Raw genomic sequence first — 16,705 nt, forward strand, 5'->3', positions numbered from 1 at the left:
ATGAAAAAAACATTGACTGTAAATTTGGGAGGAACTGTCTATCATATAGATGATGATGCCTACCGCTTGCTGGACGACTATCTGGCCAACCTGAAACATTTTTTTCGCAAACAGGAGGGGGCGGAAGAGATTGTGAATGATATCGAGATTCGTATTGCCGAGCTGTTTGCCGAGAAAGTGTCCGCAGGGAAGCAAGTCATTACTATTGCCGATGTGGAAGAAATAATTGCCCGGGTAGGCAAACCGGAAGATTTTGGTGTATCTGACGACGAATCCGAACCGCATAAGAAGGAACAGACAGCTTCTTCCGGTCAGGGATATACACGGACCACTACAGCCCGTCGCCTGTTCCGTGATCCGGATAATAAGTTGCTTGGGGGAGTAGCTTCCGGGCTGGCAGCTTATTTTGACTGGGATATCACGTTGGTGCGTATCCTGATGATCGTATTATTGTTTGTTCCCTATTGCCCGATGATTATCCTTTATATTATAGGATGGATTATCATTCCCGAAGCACGTACGGCAGCTGAGAAACTGAGTATGCGTGGCGAAGCGGTAACTATAGAAAATATAGGCAAAACGGTGACGGACGGATTTGAACGGGTTGCCGACGGGGTCAATAACTTTGTGAACTCGGACAAACCGCGTACCTTTCTGCAGAAAGTAGGAGATGTATTTGTGACGATCGCCGCTATCATTCTTAAGATATTCCTGGTAGCTCTTGTCATCATTTGCTGTCCGGTATTGTTCGTGCTCGCTGTGGTGATAGTAGCTCTTGTGTTTGCGGTGATTGCTGCGCTTGTTGGTGGCGGAGCTCTGCTTTATGAAATGCTTCCGGCTATTGACTGGACGCCCATAGCTACCATATCTCCTGTGATGACATTGCTTGGCACCATTTCAGGAATTGCACTCATTGCCATTCCATTAGGAGCTTTTCTGTACACCATAATGCGTCAGTTGTTCCATTGGTCACCGATGGGGACCGGCTTGAAATGGTCACTGTTTATCCTATGGGTATTGGGACTGGTCATCGTGATTATCAATTTGTCAGCTCTCGGATGGCAGTTGCCGTTGTATGGACTGCATTGCTTTTAATATAAGATCGTTCTATTAAAAAAGAATAATATTTATTCTTTTTCTGAGAAATGTGCCCCGATAGTGTGTCCGGGGTACATTTTTTGTTTGTCCCTCTTTGTAAATCGAGATTTTTAATTAAGTTTGTGAGGACTTATTCAATAGATAAAGAAAATGGGTGAACATATATGTTTCAGGAGAAACGAACGTTTGGCTACCGTCAATCCTTATTGGAGAGGAAATCCGATGGTACGCGGACGTTTTTTTAACAGGCAGCACCGTTTCCGCCCCGGTATGGGAAGTGTGTTGAAATGGCGGTTGTCCCCCAATCCTCAGCGGAAAGAAAAGAAAACGGTGAAGTGGGACCCGAAAGTCTGTTACCTTCGTTCGCTGGATGCTGTGGTGGGAGATTCTTTAATATGGCTGGGACATAATTCCTTCTTCCTTCAGCTGGCAGGTAAAAGAATCATGTTCGATCCGGTTTTCGGAAACATCCCTTTTGTGAAACGACAGAGTGAGTTTCCTGCCAATCCCGACATTTTTACAGAAATTGATTACCTGCTTATCAGTCATGACCATTTTGATCATTTGGACAAGCAAAGTATCACCCGTTTGCTGAATAATAATCCGCAGATGAAACTGTTTTGCGGTTTGGGAACCGGAGAACTGATAAAGAGCTGGTTTCCGGAAATGAGAGTGATCGAGGCCGGCTGGTATCAGCAACTGGAAGATGAAGGGCTGAAAATAACTTTCTTGCCGGCACAGCATTGGAGCAAACGTTCCGTACGTGATGGAGGGCAGCGATTGTGGGGAGCTTTCATGCTGCAGGGGAATGGTGTTTCTCTCTATTATAGCGGAGACACAGGGTATTCTACCCATTTTAGGGAAATCCCGGATCTGTTCGGAGCTCCGGACTATGCCTTGTTGGGTATTGGTGCATATAAACCCCGTTGGTTCATGCGTCCCAATCATATTTCCCCTTATGAATCACTGACTGCCTCCGAAGAGATGCATGCAGGAATAACCATTCCGATGCACTACGGTACATTTGATTTGTCTGATGAACCCTTGCATGATCCGCCTAAAGTATTTGCGGCAGAAGCAAAGAAAAGAAAGATTCGTGTGGAAATCCCTTATCTGGGAGAAATCGTAAAACTGAGTAAAAGAAAGTAATTATAAAATAAACTGAGAGATGAAGAAGTTAGAAGTAAAAGACCTGAAAGAAAATTTCTTTGAGGCGATTGGCAAAGAATGGATGTTGGTTACTGCCGGCACCAAAGAGAAATTCAATACAATGACTGCCAGTTGGGGTGGTATTGGCTGGCTTTGGAATAAGCCCGTTGCTTTTGTTTTTGTCCGCCCCGAACGATATACGTATGAGTTCATCGAGAAAAGTGATTATCTGACACTTTCTTTTTTGGGCGAAGCAAATAAGAAGATTCATGCGGTCTGTGGCTCAAAGTCCGGTCGTGATACGGATAAGGTGAAAGCAACCGGATTGAAGCCGGTCTTCACAGAACAGGGGAATGTGCTTTTCGAACAAGCCCGTCTAAGTTTGGAATGCAAGAAGCTCTATACAGATACTATTAAACCCGAATGTTTCTTGGATAAAGAGTCCTTGGAAAAATGGTATGACGATGCTCATGGAGGTTTTCATAAAATGTATATAGTAGAAATCGAAAATATTTGGGAGGGAGATTAATTCTCCCTTTTTTTATTTTTTATCGGTAAAGCTTTGATAAGTGATATAAATATTATACATTTGCCTTAAACTAAACTATTGTAACACAACTAAAACTAAGCGTTATGAAAACAAAAATGTTCTTTCTTGCAGGTATCTGTGCTGCACTCGCAGCTTGTAGTAGTGATTCGGATGATGTGTCTTCTTCTCCATCCAATACTCCGGCGATATTAGAGGTTGTTTCCTATAAGTTTGTGCAGGAGGAAACGGATGTAGTAGAGCGGGTTGAATATCCTGTAGTAGTCTTGCAACATAAAGTAAATGATAAAGATGAACCTCTTCCAATGATATATGCATGGGATGTGGAAGAGGAAGAGAACTCTTTATTTGTATTGACTGAAGGTTCTTTGCCTGTTAATGCTGAAAATTTGGCGGATTTGAAGATTCCTGTTCCTTTCATTGATGCTGGAGGTAAGCTTTTTATAGACGGAACGGGTGCGAAGACTCCGTTGATTTTTGGAGAAACATTAAAAGTAAAGAATGGATCACGTTCTATTGGAAATGTAAAGTATGAGATACCTCCCTATTCAACTTATGAGTTAACAAAACAAGAATGTGGATATCGATGTACCTTAACTTTTTATTTGGTACTGAAGGCCGTAAATAAAGGGGAAGAATACCATTTAAAAGGCAGATGGACTGGAGAACAATTAAGGGAGCAAAAAATGGGATTAATTGATTTATCAGACGAAAAAGGTGCTGAAAAAACTGTTTTAATGGAGGCTCCGATTGAGCTATTTGAAAAGGATTATGAAACAGGTCTAGATTGAATCATAGACCTTATCTAAGTATATAGTAGCAATCGAAAATATATATCATGAGTAAAGTCTAGCGGATTTTAGATGTAATGCAGAAGGCTCTGAACTCAATTTGATTTGAGAACAGAGCCTTCATTATTTGTCTTATATCAAAGATTTATTTTGCAGGAGCCTTCAGCCACTTATCCAGCCACTCAAAGAAAGTGCGTTGCCACAAGACGCCATTCTGTGGTTTCAGTACCCAGTGGTTTTCATCCGGATAAATCAGCAACTCTGCAGGTACACCACGCATTACAGCGGCATCAAATGCAGCCATAGCCTGATTAGCCAAAATACGGAAATCTTTTTCTCCATGAATACAGAGAATCGGAGTATCCCATTTTTCCACGAAGAGGTGAGGGGAGTTGGCGAAAGTACGTTGTGCTATCGGATTCTGTTTTTCCCAGTACGCGCCGCCCATATCCCAGTTGGCAAACCATTTCTCTTCTGTTTCCAGATACTGCATTTCCATATTGAAGATTCCGTCATGAGCGATAAATGCCTTGAAACGTTTGTCGTGATGACCGGCTAACCAATATACGGAGAATCCTCCGAAACTAGCGCCCACACATCCCAGACGATCTTTATCTACATACGATTCTTTTGCCATCTCGTCGATAGCAGTGAAATAGTCTTTCATACACTGGCCACCATAATCACCACTGATCTGTTCGTTCCATTCCACTCCGAATCCCGGTAATCCGCGACGGTTCGGGGCTACAATGATATAGTCGTTGGCAGCCATAATCTGGAAGTTCCAGCGATAAGACCAGAACTGGCTTACCGGACTTTGAGGGCCACCTTCACAGAACAGCAATGTCGGATATTTCTTGTTCGGATCGAACTGGGGAGGATAGATCACCCATGTCAACATATCCTTGCCATCCGTCGTTTTCATCCAGCGACCTTCTACCTTGCCCATTTCCAGCTGATCATAAATCTCCTTGTTCTCCTGTGTCAGTTGAGTGGCAGAACCATCCAATGCTACCGCATAGATCTCATCACCCATACTCATTGAGTGGCGTTTAGCAATCAGTTTGTCACCGAAGAGTGCTACCCCTTCATAATCATACATACCCGAAGTAATCGCCTTTACAGAATCATTCGTCAGGTCAAGAGAATAAATCTGAGTTTCTCCGTGCCATACACCTGTAAAATAGATGGTCTTGGCATCGTTGCCCCAGACAAACGCATCCACATTAGACTCAAATGCTTTGCTGACAAAACGCTTCTCTCCGGTTTCCAGATTCATGATAAACAAACGGTTCAGATCAGATTCGTATCCATCGCGCTCCATGCTTTGCCATGCAATGTACTTGCCATCCGGAGAGTATTGCGGATTGGTGTCATACCCCTTGTTTTCTTCGGTGATATTATCCGTTTTCTTTGTATTCAGATCATACACATAAATATCCGAATTGGTAGAAACAGCATATTCCAGCCCCGTTTTCTTGCGACAGGTATAAGCCACTTTGTCCGAAGTCGTATTCCACGCCAGCTGCTCAATGCCGCCCCAAGGTTTCATCGGACTTTCGTATGGTTCTCCTTCCAGTATATCCACGATATTGGAAATACCGTTACCGTCAAAGTCTGCCACGAAAGGATGCGGAGCAGTTGTCACCCATTCATCCCAGTGCTTATACATCAGGTCGGTGACAATAATACCTGTAGCTTTCGGCAGATCCGGATATTTATCGGCAGTGCTTTCTTTGGTTTTCACTTGCGAGATGAACAGCAGTTTCTTGCCGTCCGGTGAGATAGAATAACCCTCGATGTCACCGTCGTAGTTGGTCAGTTGTTTACGGCCGCTACCGTCCGGATTCATTTCGTATAGTTGGCTGCTTCCGTTGTCGTTGCTCAGGAAAGCCAGCTTCGTTCCTCCTTTTATCCAGGTCACCTCATTCTCCTGATAAGGAGTGCGGGTGATTTGCCGGTTATCGCTGCCGTCCGCGTTCATGACGAAAACTTCGCGATTACTCTTGTTCTCCGGTACACTGTAGTATGCTACCGTATACGCAATTTTCTTTCCGTCGGGCGATACCGCCAGTCCTCCGATACGTCCCATTGCCCAAAGGGCTTCAGGCGTCATACGCTTCCCTTCGATCTTAATATCGGATTTTTCGATAAGCACCTGATCCGTTTTGCCCGCGTCTTTTGTTCCGCCGCAGGCAGCTAACAACATTGCTGCCGACATCATAAATAGATTTGCTTGTCTCATATTTTATAAAAATGTTTATTTTCTTGCGAAGATAATGAAAAAAGGATTTAAATCTGCTTTTTCTGCCAGTTTCCTTTCTTCATATACCAGTAGCAGAAGAGGAAGATAAAGATTCCATACACACTTTCTGTTGTCCAGGCAAACGCAATGTCCATTTTAAGGTAAAGAATAAAATAAGTAGCGTAAGCTACATAAATTGTCAGTACACAAAGTTCCATGGCCAGTGCCGTGCGTGTGTTACCTGTTCCCGATACCGACTGGAAATACACATTGGCTGGTACCAGCACTACGTAGGCTGCGCATAACACCCATAAAGAAGGGATGGACGCATCCCTCAAATCGGGCATATCCGTGTATATGCGCAGAATCAGGTCGGGAAACAGACAGAAGAATATCAATATCGGCAGTACGAACACATATCCGATACGGATGTGCTGATTGATGGTTCCCCGTACACAATCTTTTTCGCCCGCACCGATAAGGTTGCTGACCAGAGATCCGCAGGTTGCAGCAAAAGCCATGGCGATCATAAACGGGATACCCGACACATTCCGGATAATGTTCGCGATAGCCAATGACCGTTCTCCCAGGTGTTCCACGAACAGGAAGAACATAAACCAGGTAGATAAAGAAACGAAGTTCTGAATCATTGTCCACACGGAGACATTGAGAATCCGCTTCAATGTCCGGCTTTGGAATTTCGGCAGGATATTCAGTGCATACTTCTTGCAGTCGATCCGCTTCCAGGTATAGATGATAAAGAAAATCACCGATACCAGCTCGGCGAGGGATGAACCGATGGCTGCACCGGCAATGCCCAGTTGTGGGAAACCGAACTTACCGAAAATCAGGATATAGTTGAATACCACGTTAGAAAGCACCATCACGATGGAGTTCAGCGTCAGCGTCTTGGTCTGTGTCGTACCGACAAAGAAGGCACGGAACATCACTCCGACAAATGAGAAAAAGAACCCGTACACCCGCCAATGAATATAACTTTCCGCAGCATCATAAATGTGAGGGGACGAAATGATATTCTTTAAAATAAATGGCGAGAATACGATGGAAAGTGTAAACAGAATCGCAGCAACCACTACCAGGAAATAAATCCCCTGATAGAAAATCGGTCCGATTTCCTTGTAGTTTCCTTCCCCGTTGCGACGGGCGATCAATATCTGTGCTCCTACGCTGAATCCGAATGCCATCATGAAAATAGCCAGGTAGTAAACCCCGGCGATGGCGGATGCCCCTAATTCAATTTCCCCGACACGTCCAAGAAAGGCCGTGTCCGTCATGCCGATCAGCTGCTCCATAATCAGGCTGATCAGAATAGGGTAGGCGATCGTCCAGATTTGTTTATAAGTATATTTTGTCTTCATATTAAGTTTGTTTTTTAGAGAAAGAAAGCCGGACAAACCCCTTTCGGTTGCCCGGCTTTCTCAGAATATATCTTCGGATAATTTCTTATCGCTTATTCTGTTTTTGCTGCTGTAACTGTTCCTGTTGCTTTTGCATAGCTTCCAGGCGTGCAGCAAATCCGGTCTTTTTCATTTGTTTCGGGTCTTTTTTCTTAGCTTCCAGAATAGCCAGTAATTTTGTTTCGTCTGTAGTTTTACGCAACAAAATCATGGTTCCTACACTAATCAGTGTTGACACGAAATAATAATAGTTCAATCCCGAAGGATAGTCGTTCAGTACGAACAGGAACATAATCGGCATCAGATACATCATCCATTTCATCGCAGCCATTTGCGGTTGTGCTCCTGTATCCTGCATCGTCATTGTATACTTTGTGTTCAGGATGTTGGTTACCGTCATCAGCAAGCAGAACAAGCTGAGATGGTTGCCCAGGAACGGGATATGGAACGGGAATGTGATGAACGCGTCGTAAGTGGACAAGTCGTCCGCCCACAAGAAGCTCTGCTGACGTAACTCGATAGCGCTCGGTACGAACATGAACAATGCCATCAAGATCGGGAACTGCAATAACATTGGCAGACAACCGCCCATCGGGCTCACGCCATACTGGCTGTAAAGGCTCATCACCTCCTGCTGTTTCTTCATCGCATCTTCCTGCTTCGGATACTTCTTGTTGATCTCGTCGATTTTCGGTTTCAATACACGCATCTTGGCAGAAGACATGTATGTTTTCCAGGTAGCAGGGTAAACTACCACCTTCACCATAATTGTCAGAATCAACAGTACGATACCCATGCTCAAGCCCCAGCCCGACAGCCAGTCGAATACGTTGATCGTGATAAACTGGTTGATCCAGCGGATTAACGGCCAGCCCAGATATACCAGTCTGTTAAGTTCCCATTTCTCTGTACGTCCTTTGTCCAGTGCCTTCAAGGTCTTGAAGTGGTTCGGACCAAAGTAGAAGTACATTTCTGTCGGTTGTTTTCCGCTCGGATCGAAGAAGGTACTCATTTCTGCAGAATAATCCTTGATATATCCGCTTCCTTGTTGTTCCATTCTTGACTTCACAGAAACCTTGTTGAAGTCCTGGTCTGCGATGAATACAGAAGAGAAGAACTGGTTTTTGAATGCTACCCAGTCTATCGCTGTATTGCCCAGATCCTTTTCGTCATCCTTGGCAGCCGACAGATTATCTACATTGTCACCTTTTACCTTATAAGTCAGCTCTGAGAGGCGGTTTTCGTAAGTGAATCCCTTTTCCAGCTGGCGTGCACGCTGTGTCCAGTCGATGTCTACATACTCCGTACTGGCCAGTTTGCCTTCCATGCCTGTTGCTTTGATTTCAAAGTTCATCAGGTAGCTGTTCGGTTTCAGCGTATAGATAAAATCGATGTAGCTGGCGTTGTCCGCAGCCAGACGCATAGTTACGCTGCTGTCTGTCTTATTGACAGCTTCGAAGTAATAGTCCTTTGTCTGGATGGCTCCTTGCTTGTTGTAGAAGTTGAAACTCATGGTAGCATCATCACCGTCGAACAGTACGACAGGGTTTGTCTTGTCCTGTCCTTTGTATTCTTTCAGCATAGCCGAATATACCCGTCCGCCTTTCGTAGTGAAAGTGATTTCCGCTACGCTGTTCTGGATGCTTACTTTGGAATCAGTTCCATGCATCGCGTTGAAAAACAGGGCAGAAGAATCTGCTGCCGCCGCTGCACCTTTGTTTTCATTGGCGAGTGCGGCTTCTGTTTTTGCTTTCAGCGCTTCCTGCTGCTGTTGCACCACGGCAATAGAATCGTAGTATTTCTTCTGCGCAGCTATCTGCTCCTCGCTTGGACGGCTCAGATAACTGAATCCTACCAATAATATACCTATTAAAACGAGACCTGTAATGGTGTTTTTATCCATTCCTATTAATTATGAATTATAAATTTTTGAATAATAAATTGTCAATTGTCAACTGTCAATTGTCAATTCTTCTCGTTCTCGATGGCTGCCTTCACGAAAGCCACAAACAACGGATGCGGGTTCAATACCGTACTGCTGTATTCCGGATGGAACTGAGTGCCGATAAACCACTTCAATGCCGGGATCTCAACGATTTCCACCAGATCCGATTCGGGGTTGATACCCACGCATTTCATACCGGCAGCTTCGTATTGAGCCTTATAGTCATTGTTGAACTCATAGCGATGGCGGTGACGTTCCTGAATATGTTCTTCACCATAAGCAAGGTATGCTTTCGATCCTTTCTGAAGCACACATTCGTAAGCGCCCAGACGCATCGTACCTCCCATATTGGTGATCGCTTTCTGTTCCTCCATGATGTCGATCACGTTGTGCGGAGTCTTTTCATCCATTTCGCGTGAGTCGGCATCGGCATATCCCAATACGTTGCGGGCAAATTCGATAGCGATACATTGCATACCCAGACAGATACCGAAGGTCGGTATATCATGTGTACGTGTATATTTGATGGCAACGAACTTACCGTCGATACCACGCTGACCGAATCCCGGACCGATCATCACGCCTGCCATGCCTTTCAAGGCTTCGGCTACGTTCTCATCTGTCAGTTTTTCGCTGTTCACAAAGTGAACCTCCACTTTGCGGTCGTTGTAAGTACCTGCCTGTGACAATGCTTCACGGATTGACTTGTAAGCATCCTGCAAGTCATATTTACCTACCAATGCGATGTTGATGGGTTCTTTCGTTTCAGCAGCATGGCGGCGTTCCAGGAATTTACGCCACGGACCTAGTCCCGGAGTTTCTCCTACGGGCAGCCCCATCTTTTCAAGGATTGTGCTGTCCAGTCCCTGTGCCTGCATCAGGAGAGGTACTTCATAAATTGTTTCTGCGTCGATAGACTGCACGACAGCCTTGTCATCCACATTACAGAATTGAGCTACTTTTTTGCGGAGTCCGTCGCTCAGCGGGTGTTCGGCACGAAGCACCAATACGTCCGGCTGAATACCTACACTCTGGAGTTCCTTGACAGAATGCTGTGTCGGTTTGGTTTTCAGCTCTCCGGCAGCGGCAAGATAAGGCACATATGTCAGGTGTACGCAAAGAGCGTTCTTACCCAACTCCCATTTCAACTGGCGGATACTTTCGAGGTAGGGGAGTGATTCGATATCACCTACCGTACCACCGATTTCGGTAATTACAAAATCGAACTTGTATTTGTTACCGAGCAATTTTACGTTCCGTTTGATTTCATCCGTGATATGAGGAATCACCTGAATCGTCTTACCCAGATAGTCTCCACGGCGTTCTTTGTCAATAACACTTTTGTAGATACGTCCCGTAGTGATGTTGTTAGCCTTTGTAGTCTGAATACCCAGGAAACGTTCGTAGTGTCCCAGGTCAAGATCGGCTTCATGGCCGTCTACGGTCACATAGCATTCTCCATGCTCATAAGGATTCAATGTTCCCGGGTCGATGTTGATATACGGGTCAAACTTCTGGATGGTTACATTGTAACCTCTTGCTTGCAGCAATTTACCGATGGAGGATGAGATGATCCCTTTTCCTAAAGAAGAGGCAACACCACCGGTGACGAAAATATACTTTGTTTCTCCCACAGCTATAACTGTTTTAATTATTTTTACTTAGTAGTTTCTTACGAACTTAAAAAGCGCAAAATTATAAAAAAAAGGGGAAGAATGCAGACTTTCCCCTCTACAATTTTATTAAAAAATGCAATTTTGAAAGATTCCTATGTTTTCTAAACAAAATAATGTAGATTTGCACCAAATTAGGAATATTATGAGAAGAGAGTTATTATCATTCGTAGTTTTTACCTCGACTTTATCTTTATCGCTTTCAGCACAGACCGCCACTCAACCTTCTACCGTAGTGGCAAAAGCGAAAATTGTGAAGGCAGACACGCTTTCGTCAGAACTTCAGAAGTATTTAATGCTTAAATTGAATCTGTCCGGAGAAACTCCTAAATTGGACACTGTATCAATCTTATATAATAAGTATATCGGTCAGTTGGACTATCTGAATGACCCGTCTGTACCGGAACGTTATATTCCGTCCGATCCTGACTATTTTCGTCTGTTTACTCCGTTAGCCTATTATTATGCTCCGATGGCGCAGTATTCAAAGGTGGACTGGAAACCGGTACAGTTTGACTCTTTGCCCGACAACTTGAAAAAGTTGACAGCGGAACTTCTTCCTTATGATACTTTGGCATATACGAAGTCCGAGCGTGCCAATCAATCGGTCAATAAAGCACTGATGGCTCTTTATCTCAATCATCCGGAATTGGTTGTCACCACGGAAAACCGTATCATGAGCCGTGATGTCTTCCGTAGGGATGTGAAACCGAAGATTTCTCCGAAGGCATCTGTTGTCCATCTTTTCCAGCCGGAAGAAATGAGCAACGATGTAGGCAAGGCAAAAATGAAAATCAGCCGTCCTAACTGGTGGGTTACCGGAGGTAACGGTTCTTTGCAAATCAGCCAGAACCACCTTTCTGAGAACTGGTACAAGGGAGGAGAAAGTAACTTTGCCGGTCTGGCTACCTTGCAGCTTTATGCCAATTACAATGATAATGAGAAAGTCCTTTTCGAAAATCAGTTGGAGGCTAAACTGGGTATGACATCCACACCGTCGGATAAATTCCATGATTATCTGATTAATACCGACCAGTTCCGTTTGTACAATAAGTTAGGATTGAGAGCGTTAAAGAACTGGTACTATACTATTTCTTCCGAGTTTAAGACTCAGTTCTGTCACGGTTACAAAGCCAATAGCGAAGAACTTGTTTCCGCATTCCTGTCTCCGGCGGATTTGGCAGTCAGTATCGGTATGGACTACAAATTGAATAAGCAGAAATTCAATCTTTCTGTTTTCATCGGTCCGCTGACTTATAACTTGCGATATATCGACAATTCGGAAGTAGATGAAACCAAGTTCGGTCTGGAGAAAGGCAAATGCTCTAAAAACGATTTCGGTTCTCAGTTGCAGTCAACGTTCAACTGGAAAATCATTTCGGCTGTTTCGCTGGAATCCCGTCTGAACTATCTGACCAATTACGAATGGGTACGTGTGGAGTGGGAGAATACATTCAACTTTGTTTTGAACCGCTATCTTTCTACTAAACTTTACGTACACGCCCGTTTTGACGACAGTTCAAAACCAACCGTTGAAAATGGCAGCTTTTTCCAGCTGAAGGAATTGCTGAGCTTCGGTATTAACTATAAGTGGTAATTTTTTTAGGCACGGATTACACAGATTTCACGGTTTCAGGAATTGAGTAACTAAAAACCGTGTTAATTCGTGTAATCCGTGCCTTATTTTATCTCTATGTCCTCAACGTTGAAATGATATACCTTCCCGGATTATCAATCTTTCCCCACTTGGTGGTAGACAGCGTGATCCATATCTGCGTCCCCTTCTTTCCATAATCCGACAGCTTGAGAATAGCTGTAATTTCTTTCTTGTTTGTTACTCCATGTTGTGCCAGGCTGTCCAGAAGTCCTTTGACGTTGTGCGTACTCTTGTTGTAGGCATAACCGGGGATTTCGAGCGAAGGCGAAGCCGTATTGTCTTCTTCCTCTTCTGCTTTTCTTTTCTCTCCTTTACTTTGTCCGGAAATGTCAGCAATTTCGGGTGAAATGTTCTCATTTTCCAGTTTCAATTCACCTTGTACTGACGAATTGTTTGCATCCTTTGTATTATTTTCCTTTTCCTGTTTTTGGGTGTCATTGACCAACAGGTAGGGCAAATCTTCTAACTTTCTTTTCCTGCGGCAGGTAGCATCTATCCAGATGTGCTGAATTTCAAGGGAAGTCAATATCTGAAACTTCTCATAGCTTTCTTTGTCAAAGAATCCTTTGTCAAGCAAAATTTGAATGATTCCGTCTATCTCTTTTCCTTTCAGTTCTCCTCCCAGCTTGCGGGCAAAAATCAACGATTGTTCCTCACCCCATGGGATGTAATATCCTTCTTTGAATATTTTACATAGAAGTTTGCATACAGCTCCATCCACTCTGATGCCATATTTGGCTTCAGCCAGTTCAATGGCATCTCTGTCGAAAAAGTTTACGGTAAGCGGAAAATAGTCTACGCTTAAATAAGTTGTGCTCATATCAGTCTTATTGTTTGTTTTTAAGTTTATACAATTGGTTTCCAATCGAGAAAATTCTCAATCTGAAAGGTTCTCCATCCTTTCTCTTCCATGCACCAGAATATGAAGGTACTGTGTACCTGCTTCATGTCATAAGAGTGGTGAAAGTCTTTGGAATAAGAAATAAGAGTGCCTGTAACTAACTGAAAACTACCGTTCTGTCTGTAGTATGCGATGATGGCATGGCCATATTGCATGTAGTCTGCCAGTGATTTCACTTTTTCGGCTATTCGTTCTGCGATCGTTTCCGAATAACCTTTCTCTGATACGATACGTTTTTTCCATACTTCTGTTAATCGATCTCTTTCTTCTTCTGTTTTGTTAGTGGCTATCAGCCGTTTTTCTTTTGTCATTACATTATAAATTTGTTAGTAAAATAGTTATATTTAAAGAAAAGGCGGAACTATCTGTAGGATGCTTACACTATCGTGCGATGATAGTTACACTATCCTGTCGGGATAGTGACACTATCTTGCTGTTATAGTGACACTATCTTACTGTTATAGTGACACTATAATTTCTGCCGGATAGTTCGTTCATTTCTTTATCTAAAAAACGGGGGCAAAAGTATAAGTTGTATTTTTTCGCTCCAATTATTCTTGCTATTTTCTACTGTGATACTTTGATTTGTATTGTTCTTTCTCTTCTTTTTCGTGCTTCGAAATTATTCCGATTCCTTTGCTTAAACTGCTAATTTCGCTGAGTATACTCCTGAATTTCATTAATCTATATCCATGATGTGTGTTTACGTAAAAGATTCTCCAGTCTGCAATGTACTTGGCTAGTCCTGTTAAAGATTTTACGTAGGAATTAAACTCGTCATCTTCGTAATAAGTGCGAAGACAGGCAATGAAATAGTGTTTTTTTTCGCCTGTGATGCCATTTCTTTTTCTGACCTCATCGATGTCAATAATTTCGTCATCATCCTGATAATCAGTTTCAAGACTTCTCTTCTTTTGTGTGCCAGTTGCATTTTTTAGGCATTTTTTTGTCGTTGTCATTTCTTTTGATTTAAATAAAATTAATAAATGGCATTAAGATGGAAATTCCAAATTTTCGCCCTATAATTGTATATAAAATAACTAGTGATGCAAATAATGAATAAAAATGGATTTAGCCGATGTGGGGAACTATACATCGGCCTTTTACGAAAAGAAGGTCGTTTTTCTACGGCACATGTCTATCAAAATGCTCTTTTCTCTTTTAATAAATTTTGTGGTAATGCCAGTGTATCTTTCAGGCAAGTCACTCGTGACCGATTGCGTCGTTACGGGGAACATCTGTATGATTCGGGCTTAAAACCGAATACGGTATCAACGTATATGCGTATGCTTCGCAGTATCTATAACCGTGGGGTAGAGTTGGGTAGTGCGCCCTATGTACATGGTCTGTTCCGTGATGTGTATACAGGAGTGGATATCCGTCAGAAAAGGGCTCTTCCGGTGAGTGAACTCCGACGGCTTCTTTACGAAGATCCCAAGACGGATTGTTTGCGGCGCACACAATCGATTGCTGCTTTGATGTTTCAATTCTGTGGGATGTCTTTTGCTGACCTTGCTCATTTGGAAAAGTCGGCTTTAGATTGTAATGTGCTCCGATATAATCGAATTAAAACCAGAACTCCAATGAGTGTGGAAGTTTTGGATACAGCTAAGGAAATGATGAATCAGCTTCGCAATTCCCAGTCATCGCGTCCGGGTTGCCCCGATTACCTTTTCAGTATCCTTTCCGGTGATAAGAAACGTAAGGATGAACGTGCTTATCGTGAATATCAGTCTGCACTTCGCCGGTTTAATAATCATTTGAAAAGTTTGGCGAGGGCTTTGCACCTGACCTCTCCGGTAACTTCTTACACGATTCGCCATTCTTGGGCAACTACTGCAAAGTTCCGTGGAGTTCCAATTGAAATGATCAGTGAATCTTTAGGGCATAAGTCTATAAAGACGACACAAATTTATCTGAAGGGGTTTGAGTTGAAAGAGCGTACAGAGGTAAATCGTAAGAATTTGCATTACGTGAAGACTTGCCCTTTAGGTCGAATTTGAATGGTTAAAAAATTGATAATCAGTACTGATGCTGGTGTGTTACTTCTTAGGTAACGGATTTAAATTTGACGCAAAGATAGACAAAAACACATGTATTAAACAAATAAAAACCTACTTTTTTTCGATTTAACCCTGAATTTGAAAAAAAATGTATCTGAACATGAAAAAGGCCTATTTTCATGCTTAGGAATTTATATGCCCAATTTTCCTAAGAATCTCTACTTTCTCTAAAGCCAAGATGCTCTCAACCCTCATTAGCCGGTACTTTTCGACTTTTTCCTCCCGATTTATTATGAAGTGTACTTTTCCGTTACCTAAGAAGTAACGGAAAAACATGGGGTAAAAAAGTATGATTTTAACAAAAGAGAAATCACTAAATGCTGGGCCTATTTATGGGACAGGGGAAGGCGTAGCACACTCAAAACGCTGGTATGTTGCATTAGTTCGTATGCATCATGAAAAGAAGGTTTCCGAGTATTTGAACAAGGTGGGGATTGAGAATTTTGTACCTGTTCAGAAGGAAATCCATCAATGGAGTGATCGCCGTAAATTAGTTGAATCCGTTCTTCTTCCGATGATGGTTTTTGTACACGCTGATCCGAAAGAACGTATGGAAGTCCTGAACTTTACTACTGTGAGCCGCTATATGGTGATGCGCGGTGAGAGCAGTCCTGCTGTTATTCCTGACGACCAGATGGCACGTTTTCGTTTCATGCTTGATTATTCGGATGAAACAATCTGTATGAATAGCTCTCCTTTGGCACGTGGTGAGAAAGTTCAAGTAATTAAAGGACCTCTGCAGGGGCTTGTGGGTGAGCTTGTCAATGTAGATGGTAAAAGTAAGATTGCTGTTCGACTGAACATGCTTGGTTGCGCCTGCGTAGACATGCCGATTGGCTATGTTGAGCCTATAGGTGAAAAAAACTAAGTGGGTAATGACGACTTCCTGTTTACAAGAAAAAATCGATAAACTTCAAAATACAGTTCATGCTCTGCTCCATAAAAGTAATTATATGGCGGGTGTGTATGTTGATGATCTTGCACGACTGAACAACGAAATCCATGAACAGATCAATGATCTGTATCCTTGTCACGGTAAGACTGCTGAGCAGGAAGCTGCTTTGTGTCTGTCTCTTCTGATGGGATATAGTGTGTCTATGTATGCCAATTCAGAGGATGAGGCAAAGAAGAAGACTGTTCTGAGGCGTTCGCAAATGATTCTTAAAAACCAATTGCCTTCACCATTGAAAATTCAGTTACACACAATCTACGATAAAC

At 43.0% G+C, this 16,705-nt stretch carries 15 protein-coding genes; 8 read left to right on the plus strand and 7 right to left on the minus strand.

Translation table 11 applies throughout. The features are described 5' to 3' along the window. The 4 genes from KTR07_RS10540 (at window position 1) to KTR07_RS10555 (ending at window position 3,585) form a co-directional block, all read left to right on the plus strand. Window positions 1-1,095, plus strand: a complete 1,095-nt coding sequence (locus tag KTR07_RS10540; protein ID WP_022471437.1) for a PspC domain-containing protein — start codon at window positions 1-3, stop codon at window positions 1,093-1,095. 153 nt (window positions 1,096-1,248) lie between these two features. Continuing rightward, complete coding sequence (locus KTR07_RS10545) at window positions 1,249-2,247, plus strand: MBL fold metallo-hydrolase (RefSeq protein ID WP_008765092.1); 999 nt, start codon at window positions 1,249-1,251, stop codon at window positions 2,245-2,247. 19 nt (window positions 2,248-2,266) lie between these two features. Beyond that, window positions 2,267-2,776: a flavin reductase family protein gene (locus KTR07_RS10550; RefSeq protein WP_008765093.1), complete on the plus strand. Its 510-nt coding sequence runs from the start codon at window positions 2,267-2,269 to the stop codon at window positions 2,774-2,776. A gap of 104 nt (window positions 2,777-2,880) precedes the next feature. Next, complete coding sequence (locus tag KTR07_RS10555; RefSeq protein WP_172681272.1) at window positions 2,881-3,585, plus strand: hypothetical protein; 705 nt, start codon at window positions 2,881-2,883, stop codon at window positions 3,583-3,585. A 145-nt stretch (window positions 3,586-3,730) separates the two neighbouring features. On the opposite strand, the gene KTR07_RS10560 is transcribed toward KTR07_RS10555, so the two are convergent. The 4 genes from KTR07_RS10560 to KTR07_RS10575 form a co-directional block, all read right to left on the minus strand. Beyond that, entirely contained in the window at window positions 3,731-5,830 is a 2,100-nt protein-coding gene (locus tag KTR07_RS10560; RefSeq protein ID WP_217315378.1) for a S9 family peptidase, read from the minus strand. Window positions 5,831-5,877: 47 nt separating this feature from the next. Then, window positions 5,878-7,209 carry a multidrug efflux MATE transporter BexA gene (gene bexA, locus KTR07_RS10565; protein ID WP_011107339.1) on the minus strand — a complete coding sequence of 444 codons (1,332 nt, stop codon included), beginning with the start codon at window positions 7,207-7,209 and terminating at the stop codon, window positions 5,878-5,880. An 85-nt stretch (window positions 7,210-7,294) separates the two neighbouring features. Beyond that, window positions 7,295-9,151 (minus strand): membrane protein insertase YidC, encoded by a 1,857-nt coding sequence (gene yidC, locus KTR07_RS10570; protein WP_008763174.1) that lies wholly within the window; start codon window positions 9,149-9,151, stop codon window positions 7,295-7,297. A 62-nt stretch (window positions 9,152-9,213) separates the two neighbouring features. Further along, window positions 9,214-10,827 (minus strand): CTP synthase, encoded by a 1,614-nt coding sequence (locus KTR07_RS10575; RefSeq protein ID WP_008763175.1) that lies wholly within the window; start codon window positions 10,825-10,827, stop codon window positions 9,214-9,216. Between the two features lie 184 nt (window positions 10,828-11,011). Here KTR07_RS10575 and KTR07_RS10580 point away from each other — a divergent pair, with 184 nt between their 5' ends. After that, window positions 11,012-12,463, plus strand: coding sequence for a DUF3078 domain-containing protein (locus KTR07_RS10580; RefSeq protein ID WP_011107340.1), 1,452 nt, complete (start codon window positions 11,012-11,014; stop codon window positions 12,461-12,463). Between the two features lie 94 nt (window positions 12,464-12,557). On the opposite strand, the gene KTR07_RS10585 is transcribed toward KTR07_RS10580, so the two are convergent. The 3 genes from KTR07_RS10585 to KTR07_RS10595 form a co-directional block, all read right to left on the minus strand. Further along, window positions 12,558-13,343 carry a DUF4373 domain-containing protein gene (locus KTR07_RS10585; protein ID WP_008763177.1) on the minus strand — a complete coding sequence of 262 codons (786 nt, stop codon included), beginning with the start codon at window positions 13,341-13,343 and terminating at the stop codon, window positions 12,558-12,560. A 26-nt stretch (window positions 13,344-13,369) separates the two neighbouring features. Continuing rightward, on the minus strand, window positions 13,370-13,735 hold the full coding sequence (locus KTR07_RS10590) for an SH3 beta-barrel fold-containing protein (RefSeq protein ID WP_008765097.1): 366 nt from the start codon (window positions 13,733-13,735) through the stop codon (window positions 13,370-13,372). 249 nt (window positions 13,736-13,984) lie between these two features. Further along, window positions 13,985-14,383, minus strand: coding sequence for a DUF4119 family protein (locus KTR07_RS10595; RefSeq protein ID WP_011107341.1), 399 nt, complete (start codon window positions 14,381-14,383; stop codon window positions 13,985-13,987). 87 nt (window positions 14,384-14,470) lie between these two features. Here KTR07_RS10595 and KTR07_RS10600 point away from each other — a divergent pair, with 87 nt between their 5' ends. The 3 genes from KTR07_RS10600 to KTR07_RS10610 all read left to right on the plus strand — a co-directional run. After that, entirely contained in the window at window positions 14,471-15,427 is a 957-nt protein-coding gene (locus tag KTR07_RS10600; protein ID WP_008765099.1) for a tyrosine-type DNA invertase cluster 3b, read from the plus strand. Between the two features lie 349 nt (window positions 15,428-15,776). Continuing rightward, the gene (locus KTR07_RS10605) at window positions 15,777-16,355 is read left to right on the plus strand and encodes a UpxY family transcription antiterminator (RefSeq protein WP_008763899.1); all 579 of its coding nucleotides are present in this window, start codon (window positions 15,777-15,779) and stop codon (window positions 16,353-16,355) included. Window positions 16,356-16,362: 7 nt separating this feature from the next. After that, on the plus strand, window positions 16,363-16,705 hold a 343-nt coding region (locus KTR07_RS10610; protein ID WP_217315380.1), incomplete at its 3' end, for a UpxZ family transcription anti-terminator antagonist.

Origin of the sequence: Bacteroides sp. MSK.20.82, assembly GCF_019052485.1 — a bacterium.
Lineage (GTDB): Bacteria > Bacteroidota > Bacteroidia > Bacteroidales > Bacteroidaceae > Bacteroides > Bacteroides thetaiotaomicron.